This window comes from Desulfonauticus submarinus, assembly GCF_900104045.1.
Classification (GTDB): Bacteria; Desulfobacterota; Desulfovibrionia; order Desulfovibrionales; family Desulfonatronovibrionaceae; genus Desulfonauticus; species Desulfonauticus submarinus.
Genome location: NZ_FNIN01000003.1, coordinates 111,627 through 136,458, shown reverse-complemented (window position 1 = coordinate 136,458; position 24,832 = coordinate 111,627). Strand labels below are relative to the sequence as shown.

Below are 24,832 nucleotides of genomic sequence, written 5' to 3'. Positions count from 1 at the left end.
GAGGAGGTAATATGGGACTTACTGCAGCTTTATATTCAGGTACCAGTGGACTTAAAGTCCATGGCGAAGGTATGAGTGTAGTTGGCAATAATATAGCCAATGTAAGTACTGTAGGCTTTAAGGCTTCTAGAATGCATTTTGAAGATGCACTTAGTCAGGAAATCACCGTAGCCAATGGAGTAGGACAAGTGGGAAGAGGAGTAGCTGTTGGGGCAGTATATGGTGATTTTACTCAAGGTTCATTAGAAACAACTACTGAATCCACTGATTTGGCTATAGGAGGAAATGGTTTTTTTATTGTTTCTCCTAAAGGAGAAGAAATTGAGTATTATACAAGGGCTGGAAACTTTCGGTTTGATCAAGAGGGATATTTGGTAGATCCCCATGGATATGTAGTGCAAGGATGGCAAGTGCAACAAGAAGATAGCTCTGCTCCAGCAAGTGGATCTGCCACCACAGCTGATCAATCTACAGGAGTAAGAACTGTTGGAACTCCTACAGATATTCGTTTAGAGAACTTTCAATCCCCTCCAGAAGCTACTTCAAGAGTTGATATGGTGGTAAACCTTGATTCTAGAAGCGAAGATCATGCCACAGACGCTACAAATCCTTTTTTTGCTATGTTTAATAATTGGGATGCTTCTCAAGATACTCCTCTTGGAGATGCTCAATATGCCTATCAGAGTACTATTAAAGTTTATGATGAAAATGGAACTTCTCATAATTTAACTGTATATTTTGATCCTGTTAGTGATGATATTTCTAATACGGGTGGTAGGAGATATTGGGAATATATGGTTACTGTAAATCCTGATGAAGATAATAGGACTTTTTGGAGTGGAGCTGCTAATACCACCAAAAAGGGAGTATTGATGATTGGTTCTCTTACTTTTAACTCTGCTGGTGAAATCGAAAACCTGAGTGCTTTTACTTTAAGCAATGTAGCAGCAGGAGATGATCCTTCAAATTTAAGCGAGTGGACGCCTGCTGATTTTTCTCAAAATGGCTATCCTTTATTCACTGCTAATTTTTTAGGAAATACTAATGCAGATTATACTTCTTCCACAGATGCTACTAACATTGAACTGAATTTTGGATTGAGAAACAGAGATTTAACAGAGACTCCAGCTGGATCAGAAGCTGGATGGGACACAGCAGGCGGAACAGCCGATGCTACAGATAATGCCAGCCTGATTGGAACCAATTTAAATAATTTAAACGTATTCCAAGACCCAGAAAGAAGTGCCCTTGCGATTACAAATTACAGCACAGGTTCTACTACTATTTACCAATCTCAAGATGGTTATACTGCTGGTTTTTTACAAAACATAACAGTTGATAGAGATGGTGTTATTACAGGAAGATATTCTAATGGACAAATATTACAGCTATATGCTCTAACTTTGGCAGATTTTAATAATAAATATGGGCTTAGAAGAGAAGGAGGAAATTTATTTGCTGAAACACGTTCTTCTGGTCCTCCTCTTACTGGGTTAGCAGGAACAGGAGGAAAAGGAACTATTGCTTCTAATTCTTTGGAACAGTCTAATGTTGATTTAGCTACTGAGTTTGTAAAAATGATTACTATTGAAAAAGGATTTCAGGCTAATAGTAAGACTATTACTACTACAGATGGAATGCTAAGTGTTTTAATTCAGATAAAGCGATAATTTTTTAGATTTAGATTAAGAGGAGGTAAGTTTAAAATTCCCTCCTCTTAATTAAAAGTTTTTATCAATAAATACGCCTATTAATTTTTCTAGATGCTTTGCGATTTTTAGAATCGTATCAGGCGGGATAGATTGGATTACTTTATTGGTTTTTGTATCTATTAAATTGACTTGTAATAGCTTATTTTCGTTTTTTACTTCTAACTTTAGTTTAACTCCTTGAGATTTTAAATAATTATTTAGAAGTAGAGCAGTGTCCTTTATTTTTTTATTAGACATTGCTCTAGTTTTTTTTGTTGTTAGGTTCGCTGAAGATATAGTTGTTGATTCAGATTGTTTTATATATTTTGGAAGAAAATAGGTCTGGTCGTCGCTAAAGATTTTTTCAAGTTGCATAACCTTATCCTCCTTTCTTTCTAAATCGACCATAGAAGAAAAAACTTTAGAAATGTTTTTGGTATTAATTTTGAATGTTTTTTTATAAATAAACTTAAAGGAGGAAAAAATGTCTTTGGTCATTAACCACAACATGATGGCTATGAATGCGGCAAGAAATTTGTCAGCTGCTTATAGCAGATTAAGTACTTCCACGCGAAGGCTTTCTTCAGGTCTTCGAGTGGGTACGGCAGCAGATGATGCTGCAGGTTTAGCAATTAGGGAGCTTATGAGGGCAGATATTGCCTCTATAAATCAGGGCATTAGAAATGCCAATGATGCAATCTCTCTCATTCAAACTGCGGATGGAGCATTACAGGTTATTGATGAAAAGTTAATTAGAATGAAGGAATTAGCAGAGCAAGCAGCTACAGGAACTTATACTTCAGATCAGCGTCTGATTATTGACTCTGAGTATCAAGCAATGGCTTCAGAAATTACTAGAATTGCCAATGCTACAGATTTTAATGGTATTTATCTTTTAAATGGTAACTTGTCTTCTGCTAGAACGAACCCTGCTGAGTGGGGTTTAGACCATAATGGTTCTGTTTTAAATCCTACAGGTTCTTTAAAAATTCATTTTGGCACAGGTAATGATTCTGCCGAGGATTATTATTATATTGCTATTGGAGCAGCAACTGCTTCTGCTTTTGGATTAGGGAACAATGCAGATATAAATGCCTCTAATTATATAGGTGGGTATTCTATTTCTACTCAAGAAGAAGCTCAAAAGGCTTTAGATGCTATTAACGCAGCAATAGTGTCTAAGGATAAAATTAGAGCAGCTCTTGGTGCGTTGCAAAACAGATTACAAAATACAATTACTAATTTAAGTATTCAGGCAGAAAATTTACAAGCTGCTGAATCTCGTATTTCAGATGTAGATGTAGCTACAGAAATGACTAATTTCGTTCGAAATCAAATCTTGACCCAATCTGCTGTAGCTATGTTGGCTCAAGCAAACAGTTTGCCTAGAATGGCTATGCAACTCATTGGTGGCGGAATGTAGTCAATTTTTTGACCAAAGACACGAAATAATAAGGAGCCTGCTTGTAAGCAGGCTCCTATGAAATTATTTCTGTCTAAATAGTTGAAGGGCTTTTTTAGCAGCTAGTTGTTCAGCTTTTTTTATGCTTTGCTCTTCAGCAAATACTTCTGTTTTTTGGGGGTTTGGAAGAATAACTTTGACTTTAAATATTTTAGCATGGTCAGGCCCACTACTTTCTATAAGAGTATAAATTGGTCTATCTCCAAATTTTTCTTGGGTATATTCTTGGAGTTGCGTTTTATAGTCTTTTTTTTCTGTGAGAGTATTTATTTTTTTGGGTAATAAGGGGAAAAAAAGTTTAGAGATAATCTTTTTAATTTGAGAAAAATTTTTGCTATCTAGATAAATAGCTCCTAAGATTGCCTCAAAAGTATCAGCAAGTATGCTGTTTCTTTCTCGTCCTCCCTGGAGTTCTTCTCCTTTTCCAAGAAGTATAAATTTTCCTAATTCTAATTTTCTTGCAAGGTTAGCTAAGCTTGTTTCATTAACTAAGCATGCTCTAGCTTTAGTTAATTTACCTTCTTCTGCTTGAGGAAATTGACTGTAGAGTATATCGGATATAGCAAGTTCTAGAACAGCATCTCCTAAAAATTCTAGTCGCTCATTGTCTTTAGTTCCTGTTTCATTAGCATATGAAGTATGAGTAAGTGCCTGAATGAGTAAGTCTTTATTTTTAAAAGAGTAGTTTAGTATTTTAAAAAGAGATTTGTATTTTGTCATTTTTTAGGTTATCCTAATAAAAAATAATTTGTGTGAAAGAATTTTAGGAGGAATTGGGAAAAAATTCAACTTCCTTTTACCTTTGATTTTTATCCTCTCACCAGGTAGAGATTGGGGAAGGGATGTGTTTGTTTTAATTAAAAGTGGCTAAAGCAAACTAAAAGGAGGCAAAAAAGATGGTCAGTCTCTATATTGGTTCTACCTCAGGATATTCTGGGAAAAACCTAGTGACAATGACTTTAGGACTAAAATTTCAGCAAGAGGGATATAAAGTAGGTTATATGAAGCCAGTAGGTGCTATGCCAAAGAGAGTTGGTGATAAGTTAGGAGATGAAGATGCTCTCTTTATGCAAGAAATTTTAGGTCTTTCTGAAGATCCAGAAAAACTTACTCCTGTAGTCGTAGATCATGACTTTAAAATCAAGGCTTTTAGTGGACAATGTAAAAATTTGATGGAAAAAATAGAAGCCGCTTATCAGGAGTTGAGTAAAGATAAGGATATAATGTTGGTTTCTGGCTCTGGAAGTATGTATTCTGGTAGATATTGTAATGTAGATGGAGTGACTTTAGTTAAAAAATTTGGTTTTAAAACTCTTGTAATAGATCGTTTTGATAAAGAGTTGAACTATGACTACCTAGCAGTATTAAAAGATGAGCTAAAAGATAATATGTTAGGATGCGTTTTAAATGATATTCCGAATCAATTTATGGAAGAGCTAAACTCTATGATTATTCCTTTTCTTGAGAGTAAAGGAGTTAAGGTTCTAGGGGTAATCCCAAAAGATCCTCTTATGGGTGCAATTAAAATTGGAGATTTGGCCAAACGTTTAGGGGGCAGAATCATTGTCGCCAATGAAAAGGCTGATAAAGTTGTAGAAAATTTTCTTATTGGTACAATGCAAGTAGAAAATTTTATGACTCACTTTAAAAAGAATCCTAAAGCTGCAGTTATTGTAGGCGGTGATAGATCTGATGTTCAATTAGTTGCGTTGGAAGGAAATTGTCAGTGTCTAATTTTAACAGGTAATCTCTACCCCAACGATATTATTATGACCAGAGCAGAGGTATTGGGAGTGCCTATTATTTTAGTAAGAGATGATACTTTTACTATAGCAAAGAAAATGGATGAAATTTTGTCTCGTGTTAAGTTAAGAGATGTGATTAAAGTTCAGCATGGAACAAAGTTGGTAGGTTCATTACTTGACTTTAATGCAATTAAGCAAGGTCTTGGTTTAGCTTAGTAGTCGTTTGATTTTTTGATTTAGAGTAAAAATGAAGAGGAGGTTTTTATGCCTCCTCTTTTATTTTCTGAGCAGCAGCTTTGGCCAGAGAATCGCATTCTTCGTTTTCTGGATGGTTGTTGTGTCCTTTAATCCATTCAAAAGTAACAGTGTGTTTCTGAGTGAGTTGTAAAAGTTTTTCCCAGAGGTCTTTATTTTTAACAGGTTTTTTAGAGGCATTTTTCCAATTATTTTTAAGCCAATTTTTTAACCATCCTTCATTAAAGGCTTTTACTACATATTGAGAATCTGTAAAAACTGTAACCTTACATGGTTTTTTTAAGGCCATAAGTCCTTCTATTATGGCCTGGAGCTCCATTCTGTTGTTAGTAGTAGAAGTAAATCCCTTTTGAATTTTTTTAGATTTGTTTTTATATTTTAAAATAACGCCAATTCCTCCTGGCCCTGGATTTCCTAAAGAACATCCATCAGTAAATAGGTAAACTTCTGGCAGGTTATTTACTTTCAATTTCTTGGATCCTTGTTTTTATTAACTGAAGACATTGAACTAGTCTTTGTGGTAATTGGTTTGGATTAAAGTGGTTTTGGAAATAATTTTCTTGTAAATAACGTAAAAAATTTATGCCCAAGGCTTTTTCTAAGATAGGAGGAAATCTAATGATAACTTCTTTTTGAGTAGGACAAATTCCAATAAAGATAGTGCGTTTATCAAGATGAGGTATATAGATATGCTCTTTGGTGATTTTTATATTAAGTTTAAGTCCATAATTATCTTTAAAATAATGTACAAATTCATAGATAAGTTGTTTTTCTGAACTTGTTAACGTCTTGGTTTGATCCCATAAAGATTGTTTATTCTGAATTTTAGTAAGAGCATTTTCATAATTTTTCCAAAATAAAAAGGCAGTACCACTAAATATAATTACTAAAAGGACTGCTTTTAAAAATGGATTTAAGTGATTTCTAGTGTATTTCATTTTAAGATAATTCTTTTATCCATTGTTTAAGTGGTGTTTCTATAATTTTTCTTATTTCCTCTAGTCTTTCTTGGTTAGTTGCTTCAAAGCGAAGTACTAGAACAGGCTGAGTATTTGAAGCTCTTAAGAGTCCCCAACCATCTGGAAATACAATTCTAACTCCATCTACATCAATTATTGTGTATTTTTCTTTAAAATATTTTTGAGCTTTTTTGATAACTTCAAATTTTATTTTATCAGGGCATTGCATTCTAATTTCTGGTGTAGTGACAGTTTGTGGCCAGTCATTTAGATAAGTACTAAGAGGTTTTTGAGGGTTTTGAGCAATAATTTCTACTAAACGTTTAGCAGCATATATAGCATCGTCAAAACCAAAATATTTATCTGCAAAAAACATATGTCCGCTCATTTCTCCAGCTAAAAGTGCACCCTCTTCCTTCATTTTTGCTTTAATAAGAGAATGTCCTGTTTTCCACATAATGGGTTTTCCACCATGTTTTTTGATATCATCATATAGTAAGTATGAACACTTTACTTCCCCTATGATAGTTGCCCCAGGATGTTTTTTTAAAATATCTCTAGCAAAAATAGCTAAAAGTTTATCTCCATAAATAATATTTCCTGTTTCATCTAAAACTCCGATTCTATCTCCATCTCCATCTAATCCTATGCCTAGGTGAGCGTTTTCTTCTATAACCTTTTGTTTTAAATCAGCTATGTTTTCTAATACTGTTGGGTCTGGATGATGGTTGGGAAAGTCTCCATCTGGTTCACAGTATAGTTCTATTACTTCTGCACCTAATTTACGTAAGACTTCAGCACAAACTTCTCCTGCTGCTCCATTTCCTCCATCTACTACAACTTTTATAGGGTGTGGTAGTTTGCCATCACTAGTTAAATGATTAATATAGGCAGGTACAATATCCATTTCAGTAGCCAAACCTTGGAGTTTCTCAGAAATTAAAAAATCTCCTGACTTCATAATTTCATATATTTTGAGAATTTCATCTGTATGAATAGTACTTTCATGAGCCCAAATTTTAAATCCATTGAAGTCTTTGGGGTTATGACTAGCTGTTATCATTACTCCACCTTGGAGGTTTAAAAATTTAACAGCAAAATAAAAAAGAGGAGTAGCGACCATATTCAAGAATATTACATCAACTCCAGTTTGAGTTAAACCTTTTATTATGCTTTGTTGGTAAATAGGAGAAGAATGTCTACAGTCATGACCTACTGCAACACGCCTAATTCCTTGTTTACGAAAATAGGTGCCGCAGGCCTTACCAAAAGTTTCAACCCACTCAGGATCAAAGTCTACATCCACAATACCCCTAATGTCATATGCTCTAAAAATTTCTTTTTTTATTGGTTTCATTTTTATTAGCTCCTTTTTTTGTTTTTTTATTTGTTATAAACTTTTAAATTTAAAAAATAAAAAAATCAATGTATTAATTTACTTGGGACAAGATAAAAAGTTAATGGCGCAAAGTTTAAACTTTTTAGATAATTTCTTATATAAATTTAATATGTTAGAAAATATTAAGTTGTGGAGAATGTAGATATTATTTTTTGTTTTAACTCCTTGCTAGATTTTCTTTTGTTTGCTATCTTTAAAAGTAGAATAATAATTTTGACCCCTTGAATATAAGGAGAAAGTTATGAACAAGTTTGTAATTATTGTGGTTTTATTTTTTAGTGGATTTTTAGGCATATTAGAAGCAGCTCCTATTTATGGGAACTGGTCAGGAGTTCTTTATACTCAATCTATCCCTGTACAAAAAAATAATCCTAATCTTAGACAATATACTTTAGATATTCAACGATATTTATTAACTTCTTATAAGGGAAAATATGTACAGCTAATTACTTATGTAGTAAAAAGAGGAGAGAGGTATACTATTTCTATTAAATTCCCTCAAGATGGAGTTTCTAGAAGTTTGATCTTTACCGGTTATAATCCCTTTGCTTCATCAGGATATGCTATATCTTATCAAAATAAGAAATATCAGGGCAGATATATGCTATATAGAATTAATTTTTCTAATTCAAGAGAAAGTAAATATGAAAATATGGTAGTAATAGTAGTGACTAATAAACCCTTGATGCCTTTTTATTTGAGAATACAACATCCAGCTGTACCTGATGGGATTGTTGATGCTAGACATCCAAATCCTGGGGATCCTGCTATGGGAGCTTATTTTTGGGGTACTATTATTAAACATCCTCTTGTTTTAAAATAAATAATTTTTGATTGAATCGAGATCAGTAGAGTAAATTAATTATAGCTAATATATAAGATAAGAGATTGACGCTATACAAAAGGGTATGTAATACCATAAGTCGTTGACTGAATAAAAATTGTTGAATCCAAGAAGGGGTTTTTTATGAATTGGGATTGGGAGAAATTACAACAGCGAAAGGAAAAAAATACGTTTCAAGTAAAAGGGCCAGACTTTAGTTCCTTTGAGAAAAAAATTGGTAATTTAAAGTCAAAGTTGCCTGGAGGGTCTGTTTTATTGTTAATAGGCATTCTTTTGTGGCTCTTAAGTGGTATTTATATTGTAGAACCAGATGAAGTAGGGGTAGTACAACGATTTGGTAAGTTTAATCGCATTACTCCTCCAGGGCCGCATTATCACTTACCTTATCCTATTGAAAAGGTACAGACGCCCAAAGTTACCAGGATCCAGAGGGTAGAAATAGGATTTAGAACTCTTTCTAAAAATTTAATTTCAAAAAATATTCAATATAGACTTGTTCCAGAGGAATCATTAATGCTTACTGGAGATGAAAATATCGTAGATGTCCAATTTATTGTTCAATATCAGATAAAAGATCCTCAATATTATCTTTTTAATATTGCAGATCCTGAAAAGACAGTAAAAGATGCAGCAGAGGCTGCAATGAGAGAAGTTATTGGCAATAATGATATTGATTCTGCTCTTACTACAGGGAAGCTTATTATTCAGAATGATACTAAAAGGCTATTACAAGAGATTTTAGATCGTTATCATAGTGGTATTAGAATAGTTGCTGTGCAATTGCAAGATGTTCATCCTCCTCGTCAAGTAATAGATGCTTTTAAGGATGTGGCTAGTGCTAAAGAGGATAAAATTAGGTATATTAACGAGGCAGAAGCCTATAGAAATGATATTTTACCTAAAACTAGGGGAGAAGTTGCTCAGATATTAAATGAGGCACAGGCCTATAAAGAGAGTGTAGTACGGAAAGCAAAAGGTGAAACAGCAAGATTTTTATCTGTGTTTAAAGAGTATAAACGCGCAAAAGATGTAACTAGAAAACGTCTTTACTTAGAGACAGTAGAGAAGATATTATCTAATCCACAGATTAATAAAATTATTTTAAGTGATAAGGCTGCAAAAAGTGTTGTTCCCTATTTGTTTTTGAAGAATGAGAATGGTAAATTAAAAGGGAGTAAGTAAGTATGAGGCGATTAAGTTCTATTTTTTTAATAGTTTTAGCCGTTGCTCTGTTTGGTCTATGGCAATCAGTTTTTATTGTAGACCAAACAGAAACAGCATTGGTTTTAGAGTTAGGAAAACCTGTTAGTTCTGCGTTGAAACCTGGTCTTCATTTTAAATTACCTTTTATCCAAAATGTTATTTATTTTGACTCTAGAGTATTAGAATATGACGCTCCACCAGCTGAGATTTTAACTAAAGATAAAAAGAATTTAGTAGTAGATAATTATTCTCGCTGGCGAATTAAAAATCCTCTTCTTTTTTATAAAAGTGTACGTACGATTTCCAGAGGAATATCAAGAATAGATGATATTGTTTATGCTCAGCTAAGAGTTGCTTTAGGACAGTATCTTTTAACAGAGATTGTCTCTTCTAAAAGAGCTGAGATCATGCGTAGGGTAACTAAGAAGTGTGATGAGCTGTTGCAAGATTATGGAATTGAGATTCTAGATGTTAGAATAAAAAGAGCTGACTTACCTCCAGAAAATGAGCGAGCAATATACAATCGTATGCGGGCTGAAAGAGAACGGCAGGCCAAACGTTATCGCTCTGAGGGTAGAGAAGAAGCTTCAAAAATTCGTTCTATGGCCAATAGAGAGAGAACTGTGATGCTGGCTGAAGCTACAGAAAAGGCTGAAATTTTAAAAGGTGAAGGAGAAGCTTTGGCTACTTCTATTTATGCTCAGGCATTTTCTAAGGATCCAGAATTTTATCAATTTTATCGTTCTTTAGAAGCTTATAAAAAGAGTTTAAAAAACAAAACCCAGTTTATTTTAACGCCTGATAGCGAATTTTTTAAATATCTTAAAAAAAGTAAGTAAGATAAGTTAAAATTAGATTTTTGATTAACGTTGGCTTATATAATTTAAGCAAAAAATAAAAATTTAAAGGGGATAACATGTTTGATGACGTGTCTGATTTAAAACTTTTGGGAAAGAGTAAAACAGAATATCCCTCTAAAGTAAGTCCTGATTTATTGGAAAGTTTTCCGAATCGTTTCCCAAATAGAGATTATTGGGTAACTTTGATTAGTGATGAATTTACCTCCCTTTGTCCTATGACAGGACAGCCTGATTATGGAACAATTGTTATTAAATATAGACCTGATAAGCGTTGTATTGAATCCAAGTCTTTAAAGTTTTATCTTTTTAGTTATAGGCAAGAACCTACATTTATGGAAACAGTGGTTAATCGGATTTTAGATGATTTAGTCAATGCGTGTTCGCCAAAAGAAATGATAGTTGTTGGTAAATTTAAGCCTAGGGGTGGAGTAGTAATAGAAGTTGAGGCTCATTATAAAAAATGAGTTGACAGGGGACTGTTTTCTTGTTTAAAAGCCTCTTTCCATTCGGGATGAGGTAATGCTCTTTAAAATTTTGGTATTATAATTAAAAAAATCTTGACAGAAGAATGTCCTGCCTATAAAGAAGATGTCCTCTTGATTGGGGGATCGTCTAATGGCAGGACGACGGGTTCTGGCCCCGTTAGTCAAGGTTCGAGTCCTTGTCCCCCAGCCAGAAAGTTATATATGCGTCCCCATCGTCTAGCCCGGTCCAGGACATCGGCCTTTCACGCCGGTAACAGGGGTTCAAATCCCCTTGGGGACGCCAACAAAGAGACAAAAGGCTTCTATCCTTTTAGAGGGTAGAAGCCTTTTTTATTTTATGACTTCTAGATTTTAAGTGTAATTATTTTTTTGTAAAGAATACTCTTTCTTTTTCTTGCCAAGGTTTAATTTTTTAGGCAAAAGTAAAAAGACACGCTATATATTAGTATTATTCTTTGGCTATTAAGTTTTAAGGTGGATTTTTTTATAATAATGAAGAGCGAGGTTATTTCTTTTTTATTTGAAACTCTATAAAATTAAAAGGAGGCTAAGATGGCAGATACATATGAAAAAGTTTTAGAGTTGGGTAGACCAGACACGATAAAAAGGCTTTTTCCTCATAGTAAAGCACTTTTGGTCAGTGGCAAAGTTATAGATAGAGCAATGCTGAAAAAAGGAAATTGTATGACAATTGCAGCTAATTGTCGTAATTATTTTGTTTTAAGAGGAGTTTTGTTAGCAGCTCAAAAGGCAAATGCTGCTATTATTTTAGAGATAGCTAAGTCAGAAAGTAATTATTGCCATATAAATATGTGGAATCTTGCTCGCTATGTAGATACAGTTGCAAATGAACTTGGAATAACTGTTCCTCTTGCAATTCATGCAGACCATTTTACTATAAAAAGCCAACAAGACGTTGAATTAGCAAAGAAGCAAATTCCATCTCTTTTTGAATTTGGGATTACTTCCATTGCAATAGATGCTTCTCATTTGCCAGATAGAGATAATTTGCTAGCTAATATAGAATTAGCAAAATATGTTCCTTCCTGGGCTGGATATGAGACAGAAGTTGGAGAAATTAAAGGCAAAGAAGGATTATCTACTCCAGAAGAAGCTCTTTTTTTAATTAAGGGATTAAATGCAAATAATATTTTCCCTGATTGGATTGCTTTAAATAATGGTACCACTCATGGCATTCAAGATAGTAATGCAGGTATCCAGGTGGATTTGACAGCAAAGATACATGAGGCAATTGCGCCTTATGGTGTTTCTGGTGCTCAGCATGGAACATCTGGAAACAATTCTGACAGGTTAAGAGAAATTGCTACAAAGACTACTACTACTAAGGCTAATGTAGCTACGGCTTTGCAAATGCTTGCTTGGGGTGTAAAAGTAGACGAATATGGGAATGCAGTATTGGATGATAAAGGAGAATTGATAAAAGAAAAGGATAAAGGTGTTACAGATGAGTTATGGCAAGAAATGGTAAGTTATGCAAAAGAAAAGGGATGGCCTGCAAAGAATTATAAATGGCTTAATCTTCCTTTTGAGATGAAGTTTTTAAGTGAACCAAAAGAAGTTAGAGAGAGAATGACCAAAGCTGTGGAAGACTTTGTGTATGATTTATTGGTAAATGTATTTTATGCTCAAGATAGTGCAGATATAGCCAAGGAGTTGATTTTAGAAGCAGGCAGTTTTGATCTTGGTCCAAAAGCTAAAAGAATAGAAAATCCAGAAGAATGGACTATAGAAAAAATTAAACAAATGAAAGATTTGCGTACTGACGTAGGAACTGGTGATTATGATGATTAATAATTTACCTACAAATCAGTTGACTTAGTTTAAAAAATACTTGAAGAGGAGAGAAATTACTTAGAAAATAGGAGGTTTTATGGATTTGGTGAGTGTTGCCCATGCTATGGGTCAGGCAGGTGGAGCTTCTGGTGGGGGGCAGCCCAATCCTTTGGGAGCTTTTTTGCCATTACTTTTGATGTTTGCTATTTTTTATTTTTTGCTAATAAGACCACAGCAAAAAAAAGCAAAACAGCATAAAGAGATGCTCGCTTCTCTTCGTAAAGGTGATAGAGTAATGACAGGTGGAGGACTTTACGGAAGAATTGTGGATTTAGATGGAGAGGTTGTTACTGTGCAACTTGCTGATAATGTAGAGGTTAAGGTAAATAGAGGTTATATCGCTGCTGTAGTGAATCCTGAAAAACAGAAAACAGAAGGGAAGTCAACAAAAAAAGGTAAATAGAAAAAGTAGCCAAAGTAGATAATTTTAGTTAAAAGGGCTTGGTTTATTGCCAAGCCCTTTTTGTTTATGGGCATAAAATTTTGGTAAAGGGGTAAAAAGGATGAATATGAGTTTGCGGTGGCGATTTATTGTTATTTTAATAGTGTTGGTCTTGGGGCTTATTTATACCTTGCCTTCTATTCCTAAAATTAAAAATTCTCCATTAGGTAAATTTTTACCAGATGATCAGATAAACCTTGGTTTGGATTTAAAAGGCGGAATACATCTTACTTTAGGGGTAGATGTGAATACTGCCTTAAAAAATTCTTTAGCCCAAACAGGTGAAGATATAAGAGATGAGGCTCGAGAAAAGGGAATTTTTGTTCTAAAACCTCAGGTAGATAATTCAAACACTTTAACCTTTACGCTTTTAAAGTCTTCCCAAGCAAATGATTTGGAAAAATTAATAAAAAAATATTTTCCAATGCTAAAAATTTTAAAGAAAGAGGTGCAGGGAGAGCAAGTTAAATATTTTTTAAGTTTTAAAGAAAAGTATAAAGAACAACAAATTAAAATGACACTAGATCAGGCAGTAAAAACTATTCGGAATCGAATCGACCAATTTGGAGTAGCAGAGCCAGATATTCGTAAGCAAGAAGATCATAGAATACAGATTCAGCTCCCTGGATTAAATGATCCAGAGAGAGCTATTCGGGTAATTGGAAAAACTGCACATCTAGAATTTATGTTAGTTGATGATAATGTGGATTTAGAAAAGGCTAAAAAAGGAATATTACCTCCGGGAAGAAAGCTTTATTATATCTACAGGGAAACTCCTTCTGGTCAGGAAACAAAACATCCCATAGTACTTATAGATACCCCTGTTTTAACAGGAGAATATATAACTAATGCTAATGTGGCTTTTGATTCTTTTGGTCGTCCTTATGTTTCTTTGTCTTTTAATGCCAGAGGTGCAAAGATTTTTGAGCGAATTACAGGAGAAAATGTTAATAAACGATTAGCAATTGTTTTGGATGGAAAGGTATATTCTGCTCCAGTTATTCAAGAAAAAATTATTGGAGGCAGAGCTAGTATTACTGGTCATTTTACCACAGATGAAGCTCATGATTTAGCTATTGTTTTAAGAGCAGGATCTTTGCCTGCACCAGTTAAAATTTTAGAAGAAAGGAGTGTAGGACCTTCTTTAGGTCAAGAGTCAATCCAGAAAGGAATCTTTTCTGCTTTGCTTGGCGGGGGAATAGTTATTCTATTTATGTTAATTTATTATGGCTTTGGTGGATTGGTTGCAGATATAGCTTTAATCTTTAATTTGATTTTAATTATGGCAGGGTTAGCTGCATTTGGAGCTACTCTGACCTTGCCAGGAATAGCAGGTATTATTTTGACTATTGGTATGGCTGTTGATGCAAATGTTCTTATTTTTGAACGAATTAGAGAAGAATTAAGGCGAGGTGTTACTGCAAGAAAAGCAGTTGATGAAGGATTTTCTCGTGCTACTTTAACTATTTTAGATGCGAATGTAACCACTATTATTGCTGCTATTATTTTGTATCAGTTTGGTACAGGACCAATACGAGGTTTTGCTGTAACTTTAACTTTGGGTATTTTGGCTTCTATGTTTACAGCTATTTTTGTTTCAAGAGCTATTTTTGAGTGGTGGTTGTCTAGGAAGAAAGAAGTTAAGTCTTTAAATATTTAAGGGGGCTAAAGGAATGGGACTTACTATAATTAAACCTAATACTAACTTTGATTTTATAGGGTTTAGAAAATTTGCTTTTGCTTTATCTGGTTTGTTAATTTTAATAGGAATTGTGTCTCTTTTAATTAAAGGTGGACCTCGTTATGGGATAGATTTTGCTGGTGGAATGGTGGTGCAAATAAAATTTGACCAAGATATTAAAGTCCGCTCCTTAAAAGATGCTTTAAAAAATACAGGGCTTCCAAATTTGGTAATCCAACGATTTGGCTCAGATACCGATCATGAATACCTCTTGCGTTTGCCTTTATTAAAACAAAGTGGAGAGCAGGTTAGAAAACTTATTTCCGAAGCTTTAAATAAAAATTTAAAAAATAATAAATTTGAGATTCAACGTTTAGAGATGGTTGGCCCAAAGGTTGGTAAGGATTTAAAAAATAAGGCTTTAGAAGCCTTGTTTTATGCAGTTTTATTAATTGCTATTTATATTTCTGGTCGTTTTGAACATAAGTGGGCTCTTTCTGCACTTATGGCTGCAGCTCTTGGTTTTGGTGTATATATTTTAAAGCTTGTGTCTTTACCAACTAGTTTTTTAATAGTTGGAGCCATGTTAATTACTTTGTTTTTATGTTGGTATTTAAAATTAAAGTATGCGCTTGGGGCGGTAGTTGCTCTTATTCATGATGTTACTATTACAGTAGGAATTTTCTCACTTTTAAATAAAGAATTTGATTTAACTATTGTAGCTGCTTTATTAACAATTATAGGTTATTCTTTAAATGATACTATCATAGTATTTGATAGAATAAGAGAAAATTTAAGAGGTAAAAAAATAGGGACCTTTGCGCAAGTTATTAACAAAAGTATAAATCAAACTTTGAGTAGAACTATTTTAACTTCTGGTACTACTTTGATGGTAGTTTTATGTTTGCTTATCTTTGGTGGAGGAGTAATCCACGATTTTGCATTGGCTTTATTTATAGGTATTTTAGTTGGTACTTATTCTTCCATTTATGTTGCCAGTCCTATTTTATTGAGTTTTGGTGATACCAGAGCAAAGGATAAGGAGTAGGTTTAATATATGAAAACAGCAATTTTTGGTTTTGCTGGTAGTGGAAAAACAGATCTTTTTTTGGCCTTAGCAGGAGCAAAGAATATAAATGTTAACAGAGCTATGGTTAAAGTGCCTGAGCCTCGATTGGATCCATTGGCCAAATTATTTAATCCTAAAAAAATTACTTATACTGAAATAGAGTATTTAGATATCCCAGGTGGAGGAGGAAAAGGACAAGGATTGGGTGCAAGGATTTTAAATGAAATAAGACCTTATGACTGTCTTTTAGCAGTATTAGATGGGTTTAGTGGCTTAAATGATCCTAAATCTCAATGGGAAGCAATAGAAACAGACCTTTTGATTTCAGACTTGGCTGTAGTGGAAAAAAAGTTGGAAAAAATGGCTGTAGATAAAAAAAAGTCTAAGCATTTGGTAGATCCTAAAGAAGAGCAATTGTTAGAAAAGGTAAAAACAGTTTTAGAAGAAGAACAACCCTTACGAGGATTTAGCGAATTAGTAACAGCTCCAGAACTTAGAGGATATTGTTTTTTAAGTGCAAAACCTATTTTATATGCTTGGAATGTAGCGGAAGATGAAATAGGGAGTATGCAGGTACCTGAATCTGCTGATAAACAAGTTCATATTGTGGTATCTGCTAAGTTAGAAAAAGAGATGGCAGAGCTTACTGATCCTGAAGAAGTTGCTATGTTTATGGAAGACTTGGGAATTAAAGAATCTGCCTTAAATCGTGTAATAAAAAGTACTTATAACCTTTTAAATTTGATTACTTTTTTAACTGCTGGGGAGAAAGAAGTTAGAGCCTGGCCTTTAAAAAGAGGAAGCACTGCACCAGAGGCAGCTGGAGTTATTCATTCTGATTTGCAAAAGGGATTTATTCGAGCAGAAGTTTTATCTTGGTCTGATTTTGAAAAATATGGTGACTTTAAGCAAGCTAAAGAAAAGGGAGCTTTGCGTTTAGAGGGCAAAGACTATATTGTTCAGGATGGAGATATTATAACTTTTCGTTTCAATGTCTGATTTTTATCCTTTAAATAACTTAACAGTTATTCTTGTCAGGCCAAAGTTTTCTGAAAACATAGGCTCTGTTGCTAGAGCATGCGCTAATATGGGCTGCCCAAATCTATATTTAGTTTCACCTCAAAATTTTTCTTTAGATAAAGCATGTCCTTTGGCTACTCCTAAGGGTATGAAAATTTTAGAAAAAGCAAGTATTTTTACCCAGCTATCAGATGCTTTAAAAGATTTTCATAGTGTTTTTGGAACCACAGCTAGAATAGGAGGATGGCGAAAAGGCATTCTTTTACCTGAAGAGGCAAGTAAAAAAATAAAAGAAGTTATCAGTTTAGAAGGAAACGTAGCAGTGGTTTTTGGTTCTGAAGATAAAGGGCTTACTAATGAAGAAATAGAAATATGTGGGCAGATTATTAGTATTCCCACAGTCTCAGACGCTTGGTCCTTAAACTTAGCCCAGGCAGTTTTAATTATTTTGTATGAAAATTTTAAACTTTTGGCAGAACGAAAAACCAGACCAATTCATGATAAAAATATAAAACTAGCTACAGCCAAAGATCTTCAGACATTATTTTTACAATTAAAACATGCACTTTTAGAGATAGATTTTCTTCATAAAGATAATAATCCTGACTATTTTATGATGCCAATAAAAAGGTTTTTTAATAGAGTTAATTTGCGCAAAAATGAATATAATTTATTTATGGGAATATGTAGACAGATAAGATGGTTAAGTTCAAAAAATAAAGATGATTCTTAGATTTATTAAAAAATGTTAATAATTCGATGTTCTGGATGCAAAAAAAAATTGTGGAAATACTACAAAATAGGCAAGGGAGAAGTTTTACGTTGCCATAAAGATAGAATAAAAAAGATATATTATATTAATCAAATAAAAAATAAGATATATTGCGAATGTGGGCAAGTAATAGCTATAGATAAAGGTAAATATTATAAAATGATTTCAAAAGGATTTATCTATACGGGAACAAAAGATTAATTATATATTTTTTTCTTTATTTATATGCATTTCTTTTATTCCTCTCTTCTTAACTGAATTATTCTAAATTCTTTTCGACTTTATTTTTTAAATATTTTTTAATTAAAAAATAATAAATAGTGTAAACCAATGAGTTTTGTTTTTTAGTTTAGTGGATTTGAAAATTTTTTAATATAAAAAATATAAAAAGGTGATAATTTTTAGAAAATTATTGACTTTAAGATAAAGGACATAGTAAAATTTTTCCTTAAAAATGAAGGAGGTTGGTATGTCTAAATGTGAATGTTTGCCAAAATGTCCTTTTTTTAACGATAAAATGAAAGATACCAAAGGTTTAGCTGGTATTTATAAGAAAAAATATTGCCTAGGTGATAATTCTAATTGTGCTAGATATATGATTTTTAAAAAATTAGGTAGAGATCGTGTACCTGCAGATTTATATCCCAATATGCATGAGCGAGCTAAAAAGATTTTAGAAGAACATAGTTAAATTTTTTAGTTTTTAATGTAGCTTCATTTACTCCCAATATTTTCAAACACAATACCTCTTAGGTATTTTTACTTAAGAGATTAAGTGATATTTTGCATAAATTTATTATATGGTGAGATATATCTTTTATGTAAAAGATGTTGTTATTTTACATTATTTTTGGAGTGATTGATTGGACTTTTGTGTAAAAACTTTTTTAAAAAGAATAATAAAAGAATGGCTACTGCTGTTTTCTTTTTTAGGTTTATTGACTACTTCCTTATATCTTAAACATTTCCCTTATTATTCCATTCAAGATTTTAAGATTATTTATATTTTAGGCGTATTATTAGTAATTATCAAAGGATTAGAAAGAGCTAATTTGTTTAATGTTCTATCTTCTTATTTAAATAATACGTCATATCTACCTTTGAAAATAATTATAGTTACAATAATATTAGCAATGTTTATTACAAATGACGTTGCATTGATGATTGTGGTTCCCTTAACTCTATGTTTAGATATAGACAGAAAAGAATATCTTATTATCTTAGAAGCATTAGCTTCAAATGCAGGCTCTTCTTTAACCCCTTTTGGAAATCCTCAAAATTTGTTTCTTTATTGGTTTTATAATTTAAATCCAAATCAATTCTTTAAAGTTACAGCCAGTTTTATATGGTTAAATATTATTATTGTTTTTTTAAGCTTAATGTTATTTTTTCAAAAAAAATATTTAAATAAAGATAATAATATGGATAATAACTCAGTTAATTTAGGGAAGTTTTCTAATATAAAGGGATATATTTATTTAATTTTTCTTTTAATTTTTATATTATGCATTATGAAGATGTTGCCCATATATTTAGGTATAATTATAATACTGTATGTTATTTTTTTTGATATAAAAAGTTTATTCATAGACTACTATTTATTACTGACATTTCTTATTTTTTTTGGTTTTACAGATAATTTAATGAATATTTTGTATTTTAAATTTGATACAGGAGAGCAGGTCTTTTGGGTATCCTTGTTATTAAGTCAGTTTATAAGCAATGTTCCAAGCACATTATTGGTGGCAGATTTTACTAATAAATGGGATTATCTTCTTTGGGGAGTTAATATAGGTGGTTTTGGGACTTTAATTTCTTCCTTAGCAAATATTATTGCTTATAGATTATACGTAAATAATATTTATATATCCTACAATAATAGAAAAAGCTTTCTCATAAAATTTCACCTCTTAAGTTTTTTTATGCTGATAATTGGATGTATTTTATTTAAGTTATTAAATTAAAATTTTTCAATAATAAAGTTGTTGTTTTGTTGGAGGAATAAAAGGATTTTAGAGTAGATGTAAAGATAATTTTTAATGGTGCGCCCGGCAGGATTCGAACCTGCGACCTACGGATTCGTAGTCCGGCACTCTATCCAGCTGAGCTACGGGCGCAAACAGAAGGATTTCCTTTTACTTATTAAGGTAGATTGCGTCAAGTTTTAATTGAGAAGGAATAAAAATTGTTGGAGTATTGTTTGTTATTTTTTAATGCTTGCTATTTGTCTTTAGGATATTTAAAATAAATTTTTTAGGTAATTGTTTGGATGTTATATTTAGAATGTTTGACTTAAAGTTTTATTTTACCTAAAATTTAGATAGTTGGGCGGTTAACTCAGTGGTTAGAGTGCCATCTTCACACGGTGGAAGTCCGGGGTTCAAATCCCCGACCGCCCACCATTTTTATTTATATGCAAGTCGTTTTATTTGAGCCAGAAATCCCCCCTAATACAGGTAATATTGCTCGTCTGTGTGCAGCTACAAATACTTATTTACATCTTATAGAGCCTTTGGGGTTTAAGGTAGATGATAAACATTTAAAAAGAGCAGGCTTAGATTATTGGGATTTCCTGAAAGTAAAGATTTGGTCCTGTTGGGGTGAATTTTATAGACATATTAAATCAGAACAAAGGTTAGTATTTACTAGTGCTAGAGAAGGTTTAGTTTATACTCAGTTTAAATTTAAACCAACTGATTTTTTAGTATTTGGACCAGAAAGCAGAGGCCTTCCTGAAATTATCCTTGCCCAGAGTCCTTATAAAATTACCATTCCTATTTGGGGAAAGGTAAGAAGTTTGAATCTTTCTACAGCCGTAGGCATTATTGTTTACGAAGCCTATCGTCAATTAAATTTCTTTTAATTATTACCTTGTTTCAGATCTTTTGTTTGTTCTAGACTTTGTGAAAATATTCTTTTATTTGACCATACCTAAAAAAAGTAAAAAAAAGGGCAAAATGCGGATAAAAAATAATAGGATTTTATGGGGAATTTACCATGAGTACTTATATTGTTTATTTAGAACAGTTACCCCGTCTTTTTGCTAAGTGGAAAGAAAAATTTCGTCTTTTTGTTCCACAGAAAAAAGACCAATTTTATTTTTTGGAAGAATATGAGGAAGGAGCAGAAGTTTGCTTTGATTATGATGTGATTTATAATCCTTTGAAGGAATTTTTGTTTCCTCCATATGAGGACTTAATAGAATTTGATTTAAAATCATATGAATCTAAGCCTATTATAAAAAGCAAGCCCCAGATTTTATTTGGAGTTCATCCCTATGATATTAAAGCGATTAATCAACTTGATCAACTTATGGATATGGGCAGTGTAGATGTAAATTATAGGGCAAGGCGAGATAGTACAGTTATAATGGGACTAGATCCTTTACGTGTTTCAGATACTGCTTTTTGGGCTTTTGTAGATGCAGATCAAGTTGATTTTGGATTTGATCTGTATTGGACAAAAATAGGGCCAGCTACCTTTTTAGTAGAAGTAGGTTCTGGGCTTGGTGAAGAACTTTTGTTTGTAAATGGTAAAGTAGATAAAGCCACTGCAGGAGAAAAAGAAACAGCAAGAAGAAAACATAAAGAAATATTATATTTAGCTAAGAAGCAGAATATTTTAAAATATCCTTGGGAAGAAGTACCTAAGGTAATGGAAAAAAGTTTTGATTCTTATTTATGGACGGAAAAGGCTAGAAAATGTTTAGCCTGTGGAAGTTGTAATTTTGTTTGTCCGACGTGTTATTGTTTTGATATCCAAGATGATGTGGATGATAAGCTGGAAAAGGGAAGAAGATATAGGACATGGGATGGATGTATGTTAGAGGGTTTTGCCAAAATTGCTGGCGGGCATAACTTTAGAGGACAAGCCTTTGAAAGATACCGTCATAGATATATGCGTAAAGGAAAATATATTTACGATATGCTAGGAGAGCTTGGATGTGTTGGGTGTGGGCGATGCGTTAAAGCTTGTACAGCAAAGATTGCAAACCCATTGGAAGTGTTTAATATTTTGTGGGAGGCCCTAAATTATGAAAAGTAAATTTTCTCCATATGTTCCTAGGCTTGCCACCTTAAAGGCTAAGAGAAAACTTTCGGATTTTGTTACTTTGTTTGAGTTTGCTCAAGACAATGGTAAACCTTTGGCTCATAGACCTGGTCAGTTTATTCAGTTATCTATTTTTGGAGTCGGAGAGGCTCCGTTTTCTATTACCTCGCCTCCTATAAGCGATCATCATCATTTTGAAATTGCTGTGCGTAAAATTGGTACTGTTACTACAGCTTTGCATAATCTTAATGTTGGGGCAAAAGTTGGTGTGCGTGGGCCTTATGGATCTTATTTTCCAATGCATAGATTTGTAGGACAAGATGTTTTGTTTGTAGCAGGAGGGCTTGGATTTATTCCTTTGAGAAGCTTGTTGAATTATATGTTGAGGCATAGAGATGAGTATGGGAAAATTATGGTTTTGGTAGGTACTAGAAATCCAAAAGAACGCATCTTTATTGATCAGCTAGAAGAGATGAGTAAGCGTAAAGACGTAGAAGTTCTTGAAACTGTAGATGTCCCTGATGATACATGGAAAGGAAATGTTGGGGTTATTACCACTCTTTTGCCAAAAATAAAAATAGATGCAGAAAATACTTATGTGGCAATGGTTGGTCCTCCGATAATGTATAAGTTTGTTATTGCTGAGTGTAAAAAGTTGGGTATAGATGAGAGAAGAATTTTTGTTTCCTTAGAAAGGCGAATGAAATGTGGCCTTGGAAAATGTGGACACTGTCAGATTAATGGACTTAGTTGTTGTGTAGATGGCCCTGTGTTTTGTTATACTGATATAGCCTCTTTACAAGAAGCAATATAATTAAAAAGGGGAAAAAAATGTCCGCTAAGCCAAAAGTTGCTTTTTTTGATTTTGCAGGGTGTGAAGGAGATCAACTGCAAATAGCTAATTTGGAAGAAAGAATTTTAGATATAGTTTCACATATAGAAATTGTAAGTTTTCGAGAGGTAAAAACCGAGCATGTTGATGATTATGATATCGCTTTTGTAGAGGGATCTATTACTCGTCCAGAAGATGAGCAAAGGATAAAAGAGATTAGGAAAAATGCAAAAATATTAATTGCGTTAGGTGCTTGTGCCACTATAGGTGGGATTAATTGTTTGAAAAATTTTTTAACAAAACAAGAATATACCTCTATTGTGTATGGTCCTTATGCCAGATATTATTCTACCTATGCTGCTCGACCTGTTAGTGCAGTGGTGCCAGTGGATGGAGAGATTCATGGCTGTCCTATTGATAAAGAAGAGTTTGTTTTGGTTGTAAAGTCTCTTTTATTGGGGAAGAGTTATGTTCCTCCTGATTATCCTGTGTGTGTAGAGTGTAAAAAAGCAGGAAATATTTGTAGATTTGAACAAGGTAGGTTGTGTCTTGGTATTGTTACAAGGGCAGGATGTAATGCTGCGTGTATTACAGCAGGAAGTGTCTGTTGGGGATGTAGAGGACCTGCTCCAGGAGCCAATTTAGATGCAGCTAGACAAGTGATGGATGAACATGGCTTTAATTGGCTGGAGGCAGAGGATAAGTTGCGTCTATATATGGGGCATTTTTTAAAAGCACGGGGATAAAAGACTATGACAAAAAATAAAAATTCTCAAAAACAGCAAAACAATAAAGAAATTTCTAAAAAAAATAGAAAGTTAGAAGTAAAGCATCTTACAAGAGTAGAAGGGCATGGCAATATTATTGTGCATATTGATAAAAAAGGTAATATAACATTGTGTGAGTGGCATGTAGTAGAAGCTCCTAGATTCTTTGAAGCTATGGTTGTCGGACGTCCATATACAGATATTCATCATATTGTTTCAAGGATTTGTGGAATATGTTCTATTGGACATCAACTAGCTTCTATTCAAGCAACAGAAGAGGCATTTAATTGTCAGGTTTCAGAGCAAACCCTTATTTTTAGAAAGTTAGCATTGCATGCTGAAAATTTGCAGAGTCATCTTTTACATATAGGCTATTTGGTTTTGCCCGACCTTCTTGGAGTTGGCTCAGTTTTTCCCTTAGCCAAAACTCATAAGGAAGAGCTTTTAAATTTGATTGCATGTCGGAAATTATCCAATGAATTTAGTAAAGTGATTTGTGGTAGGACAACTCATCCTCAACGCCTTATCCCAGGAGGGATGGAGGAGATTCCTTCCGTAGGAGAACTAAAAACATTAAAGGCAAATTTAGAAGAATCATTAGAATGGCTAGAAAAATTGGGAGATCTTTTTGCTGTTTTACAAGAAAAATATCCAAATTTTTCTCGTCCCACTGAATATATTGCTTTGGTCAGTAATGGCGAATATGCTATGTATCACGGAGAAATAGGATCCTCTTTAGATGAAAGAAAACCAAATTCTTTTTATAATAGAATATCCAATGAATATTGTGTACCTCAATCAACAGCTAAGTGGAGCAAAAATTTAAAAGATTCTTATATGGTTGGAGCTTTATCCAGAGTAAATCTTAATTATGAGTTTTTAGGTTCTAGAGCAAAGGCAATGGCTAAAAAGTTTGGGTTAATACCTCTTTGTCATAATCCTTTTTATATTACTTTAGCTCAAATAGTAGAGTGCATTCATTCTACAGAGGACTCAATTTACTTGATAGATTTATTACTGACTAAAGGACTAAAAGAGGAAAAGCCAGTAGAAATAAAACCAAGATGGGGAAAAGGCATAGGTGCAGTGGAGGTGCCGAGAGGAATTTTATTTCACTCTTATGAATACAATGAAGAAGGAAGAATAGTAAAAGCTGATTGTGTGATCCCTACAAATCAAAATCATGGTAATATTCAAAAAGATTTTGATGCTATAGCTCCAACTTTAAAAGGCAAAAGCGAAGAAGAAATTGAACTTACTTTAAGTATGTTAGTAAGGGCTTATGATCCATGTATTTCTTGTTCTACTCATTATATTGAAATGAATCCACAAGAGGTTACTCCTCTTGTTCGCTTTGTTTACGAATAATTGGAATGATAGATAAGAGCAATAAGATGATGTTTCATTTAAATAGGGGTAAATGAATGTTTTTATGAATGGTT

Annotated in this window: 26 protein-coding genes and 4 tRNA genes; 24 read left to right on the top strand and 6 right to left on the bottom strand. The window is 33.1% G+C overall.

Features of this window, described 5'->3' with window-relative positions:
• Nucleotides 1-11 precede the first annotated feature (11 nt).
• A complete protein-coding gene (locus BLP60_RS04970; RefSeq protein WP_092064362.1) occupies nucleotides 12-1,670 on the top strand; it encodes a flagellar hook protein FlgE in 1,659 nt (552 codons plus the stop codon).
• Between the two features lie 51 nt (nucleotides 1,671-1,721).
• Here the strand turns inward: BLP60_RS04970 and BLP60_RS04965 are convergent, their stop codons facing one another.
• On the bottom strand, nucleotides 1,722-2,066 hold the full coding sequence (locus BLP60_RS04965) for a flagellar protein FlaG (RefSeq protein ID WP_159427685.1): 345 nt from the start codon (nucleotides 2,064-2,066) through the stop codon (nucleotides 1,722-1,724).
• Nucleotides 2,067-2,175: 109 nt separating this feature from the next.
• On the opposite strand from BLP60_RS04965, the gene BLP60_RS04960 reads away from it, so the two are divergent.
• The gene (locus tag BLP60_RS04960) at nucleotides 2,176-3,114 is read left to right on the top strand and encodes a flagellin N-terminal helical domain-containing protein (protein ID WP_092064355.1); all 939 of its coding nucleotides are present in this window, start codon (nucleotides 2,176-2,178) and stop codon (nucleotides 3,112-3,114) included.
• Nucleotides 3,115-3,177: 63 nt separating this feature from the next.
• Here the strand turns inward: BLP60_RS04960 and rnc are convergent, their stop codons facing one another.
• Entirely contained in the window at nucleotides 3,178-3,873 is a 696-nt protein-coding gene (gene rnc, locus BLP60_RS04955) for a ribonuclease III (protein WP_092064353.1), read from the bottom strand.
• Between the two features lie 176 nt (nucleotides 3,874-4,049).
• Here rnc and BLP60_RS04950 point away from each other — a divergent pair, with 176 nt between their 5' ends.
• Nucleotides 4,050-5,114, top strand: a complete 1,065-nt coding sequence (locus BLP60_RS04950) for a phosphotransacetylase family protein (protein ID WP_092064350.1) — start codon at nucleotides 4,050-4,052, stop codon at nucleotides 5,112-5,114.
• Between the two features lie 46 nt (nucleotides 5,115-5,160).
• Here BLP60_RS04950 and rnhA read toward each other — a convergent pair whose 3' ends face one another.
• Genes rnhA through BLP60_RS04935 form a run of 3 tightly spaced genes read right to left on the bottom strand, consistent with a single transcriptional unit; the run spans nucleotide 5,161 to nucleotide 7,469 of the window.
• A complete protein-coding gene (rnhA, locus tag BLP60_RS04945) occupies nucleotides 5,161-5,622 on the bottom strand; it encodes a ribonuclease HI (RefSeq protein WP_234970954.1) in 462 nt (153 codons plus the stop codon).
• The gene (locus BLP60_RS04940) at nucleotides 5,609-6,091 is read right to left on the bottom strand and encodes a hypothetical protein (protein ID WP_092064347.1); all 483 of its coding nucleotides are present in this window, start codon (nucleotides 6,089-6,091) and stop codon (nucleotides 5,609-5,611) included. The genes rnhA and BLP60_RS04940 overlap by 14 nt, the downstream gene beginning before the upstream one ends.
• A gap of 1 nt (nucleotide 6,092) precedes the next feature.
• Nucleotides 6,093-7,469 carry a phosphomannomutase/phosphoglucomutase gene (locus BLP60_RS04935; protein WP_092064344.1) on the bottom strand — a complete coding sequence of 459 codons (1,377 nt, stop codon included), beginning with the start codon at nucleotides 7,467-7,469 and terminating at the stop codon, nucleotides 6,093-6,095.
• A gap of 283 nt (nucleotides 7,470-7,752) precedes the next feature.
• Here BLP60_RS04935 and BLP60_RS04925 point away from each other — a divergent pair, with 283 nt between their 5' ends.
• From BLP60_RS04925 to BLP60_RS04855, 15 genes are all read left to right on the top strand, one after another.
• Nucleotides 7,753-8,334, top strand: a complete 582-nt coding sequence (locus BLP60_RS04925; RefSeq protein ID WP_092064339.1) for a hypothetical protein — start codon at nucleotides 7,753-7,755, stop codon at nucleotides 8,332-8,334.
• Between the two features lie 144 nt (nucleotides 8,335-8,478).
• Nucleotides 8,479-9,537, top strand: a complete 1,059-nt coding sequence (hflK, locus tag BLP60_RS04920) for an FtsH protease activity modulator HflK (RefSeq protein ID WP_092064336.1) — start codon at nucleotides 8,479-8,481, stop codon at nucleotides 9,535-9,537.
• 2 nt (nucleotides 9,538-9,539) lie between these two features.
• A complete protein-coding gene (gene hflC / locus BLP60_RS04915; protein ID WP_092064333.1) occupies nucleotides 9,540-10,397 on the top strand; it encodes a protease modulator HflC in 858 nt (285 codons plus the stop codon).
• A 77-nt stretch (nucleotides 10,398-10,474) separates the two neighbouring features.
• Entirely contained in the window at nucleotides 10,475-10,882 is a 408-nt protein-coding gene (gene queF, locus BLP60_RS04910) for a preQ(1) synthase (protein WP_092064330.1), read from the top strand.
• Between the two features lie 137 nt (nucleotides 10,883-11,019).
• Nucleotides 11,020-11,093 (top strand) — tRNA-Gln (locus BLP60_RS04905).
• A gap of 15 nt (nucleotides 11,094-11,108) precedes the next feature.
• Nucleotides 11,109-11,186, top strand: a tRNA-Glu gene (locus BLP60_RS04900).
• Between the two features lie 269 nt (nucleotides 11,187-11,455).
• Nucleotides 11,456-12,715: a class II fructose-bisphosphate aldolase gene (locus tag BLP60_RS04895; RefSeq protein ID WP_092064327.1), complete on the top strand. Its 1,260-nt coding sequence runs from the start codon at nucleotides 11,456-11,458 to the stop codon at nucleotides 12,713-12,715.
• A 79-nt stretch (nucleotides 12,716-12,794) separates the two neighbouring features.
• Nucleotides 12,795-13,160 carry a preprotein translocase subunit YajC gene (gene yajC / locus BLP60_RS04890; protein ID WP_092064324.1) on the top strand — a complete coding sequence of 122 codons (366 nt, stop codon included), beginning with the start codon at nucleotides 12,795-12,797 and terminating at the stop codon, nucleotides 13,158-13,160.
• Between the two features lie 100 nt (nucleotides 13,161-13,260).
• Nucleotides 13,261-14,859 carry a protein translocase subunit SecD gene (secD, locus tag BLP60_RS04885; RefSeq protein ID WP_092064321.1) on the top strand — a complete coding sequence of 533 codons (1,599 nt, stop codon included), beginning with the start codon at nucleotides 13,261-13,263 and terminating at the stop codon, nucleotides 14,857-14,859.
• 13 nt (nucleotides 14,860-14,872) lie between these two features.
• Nucleotides 14,873-15,928, top strand: coding sequence for a protein translocase subunit SecF (gene secF / locus BLP60_RS04880; RefSeq protein WP_092064318.1), 1,056 nt, complete (start codon nucleotides 14,873-14,875; stop codon nucleotides 15,926-15,928).
• Nucleotides 15,929-15,937: 9 nt separating this feature from the next.
• Nucleotides 15,938-16,948 (top strand): DUF933 domain-containing protein, encoded by a 1,011-nt coding sequence (locus BLP60_RS04875; RefSeq protein WP_092064315.1) that lies wholly within the window; start codon nucleotides 15,938-15,940, stop codon nucleotides 16,946-16,948.
• A complete protein-coding gene (locus tag BLP60_RS04870) occupies nucleotides 16,941-17,702 on the top strand; it encodes an RNA methyltransferase (RefSeq protein WP_092064312.1) in 762 nt (253 codons plus the stop codon). The genes BLP60_RS04875 and BLP60_RS04870 overlap by 8 nt, the downstream gene beginning before the upstream one ends.
• 12 nt (nucleotides 17,703-17,714) lie before the next feature.
• Entirely contained in the window at nucleotides 17,715-17,942 is a 228-nt protein-coding gene (locus BLP60_RS04865) for a hypothetical protein (RefSeq protein WP_092064309.1), read from the top strand.
• Nucleotides 17,943-18,210: 268 nt separating this feature from the next.
• A complete protein-coding gene (locus BLP60_RS04860; RefSeq protein ID WP_092064306.1) occupies nucleotides 18,211-18,432 on the top strand; it encodes a hypothetical protein in 222 nt (73 codons plus the stop codon).
• A gap of 172 nt (nucleotides 18,433-18,604) precedes the next feature.
• A complete protein-coding gene (locus BLP60_RS04855) occupies nucleotides 18,605-19,705 on the top strand; it encodes an SLC13 family permease (RefSeq protein ID WP_092064303.1) in 1,101 nt (366 codons plus the stop codon).
• 76 nt (nucleotides 19,706-19,781) lie between these two features.
• On the opposite strand, the gene BLP60_RS04850 is transcribed toward BLP60_RS04855, so the two are convergent.
• Nucleotides 19,782-19,858, bottom strand: a tRNA-Arg gene (locus tag BLP60_RS04850).
• A gap of 209 nt (nucleotides 19,859-20,067) precedes the next feature.
• On the opposite strand from BLP60_RS04850, the gene BLP60_RS04845 reads away from it, so the two are divergent.
• From BLP60_RS04845 to BLP60_RS04820, 6 genes are all read left to right on the top strand, one after another.
• A tRNA-Val gene (locus tag BLP60_RS04845) sits at nucleotides 20,068-20,143 on the top strand.
• A gap of 11 nt (nucleotides 20,144-20,154) precedes the next feature.
• A complete protein-coding gene (locus tag BLP60_RS04840; RefSeq protein WP_092064300.1) occupies nucleotides 20,155-20,604 on the top strand; it encodes a tRNA (cytidine(34)-2'-O)-methyltransferase in 450 nt (149 codons plus the stop codon).
• 134 nt (nucleotides 20,605-20,738) lie between these two features.
• Nucleotides 20,739-21,785, top strand: coding sequence for a 4Fe-4S dicluster domain-containing protein (locus BLP60_RS04835; protein ID WP_092064297.1), 1,047 nt, complete (start codon nucleotides 20,739-20,741; stop codon nucleotides 21,783-21,785).
• Entirely contained in the window at nucleotides 21,775-22,605 is an 831-nt protein-coding gene (locus tag BLP60_RS04830; protein WP_092064294.1) for an FAD/NAD(P)-binding protein, read from the top strand. The genes BLP60_RS04835 and BLP60_RS04830 overlap by 11 nt, the downstream gene beginning before the upstream one ends.
• 17 nt (nucleotides 22,606-22,622) lie before the next feature.
• A complete protein-coding gene (locus BLP60_RS04825) occupies nucleotides 22,623-23,369 on the top strand; it encodes an NADH-quinone oxidoreductase subunit B family protein (protein WP_092064291.1) in 747 nt (248 codons plus the stop codon).
• 6 nt (nucleotides 23,370-23,375) lie between these two features.
• Entirely contained in the window at nucleotides 23,376-24,758 is a 1,383-nt protein-coding gene (locus BLP60_RS04820; protein WP_092064288.1) for a Ni/Fe hydrogenase subunit alpha, read from the top strand.
• Nucleotides 24,759-24,832: the final 74 nt, after the last annotated feature.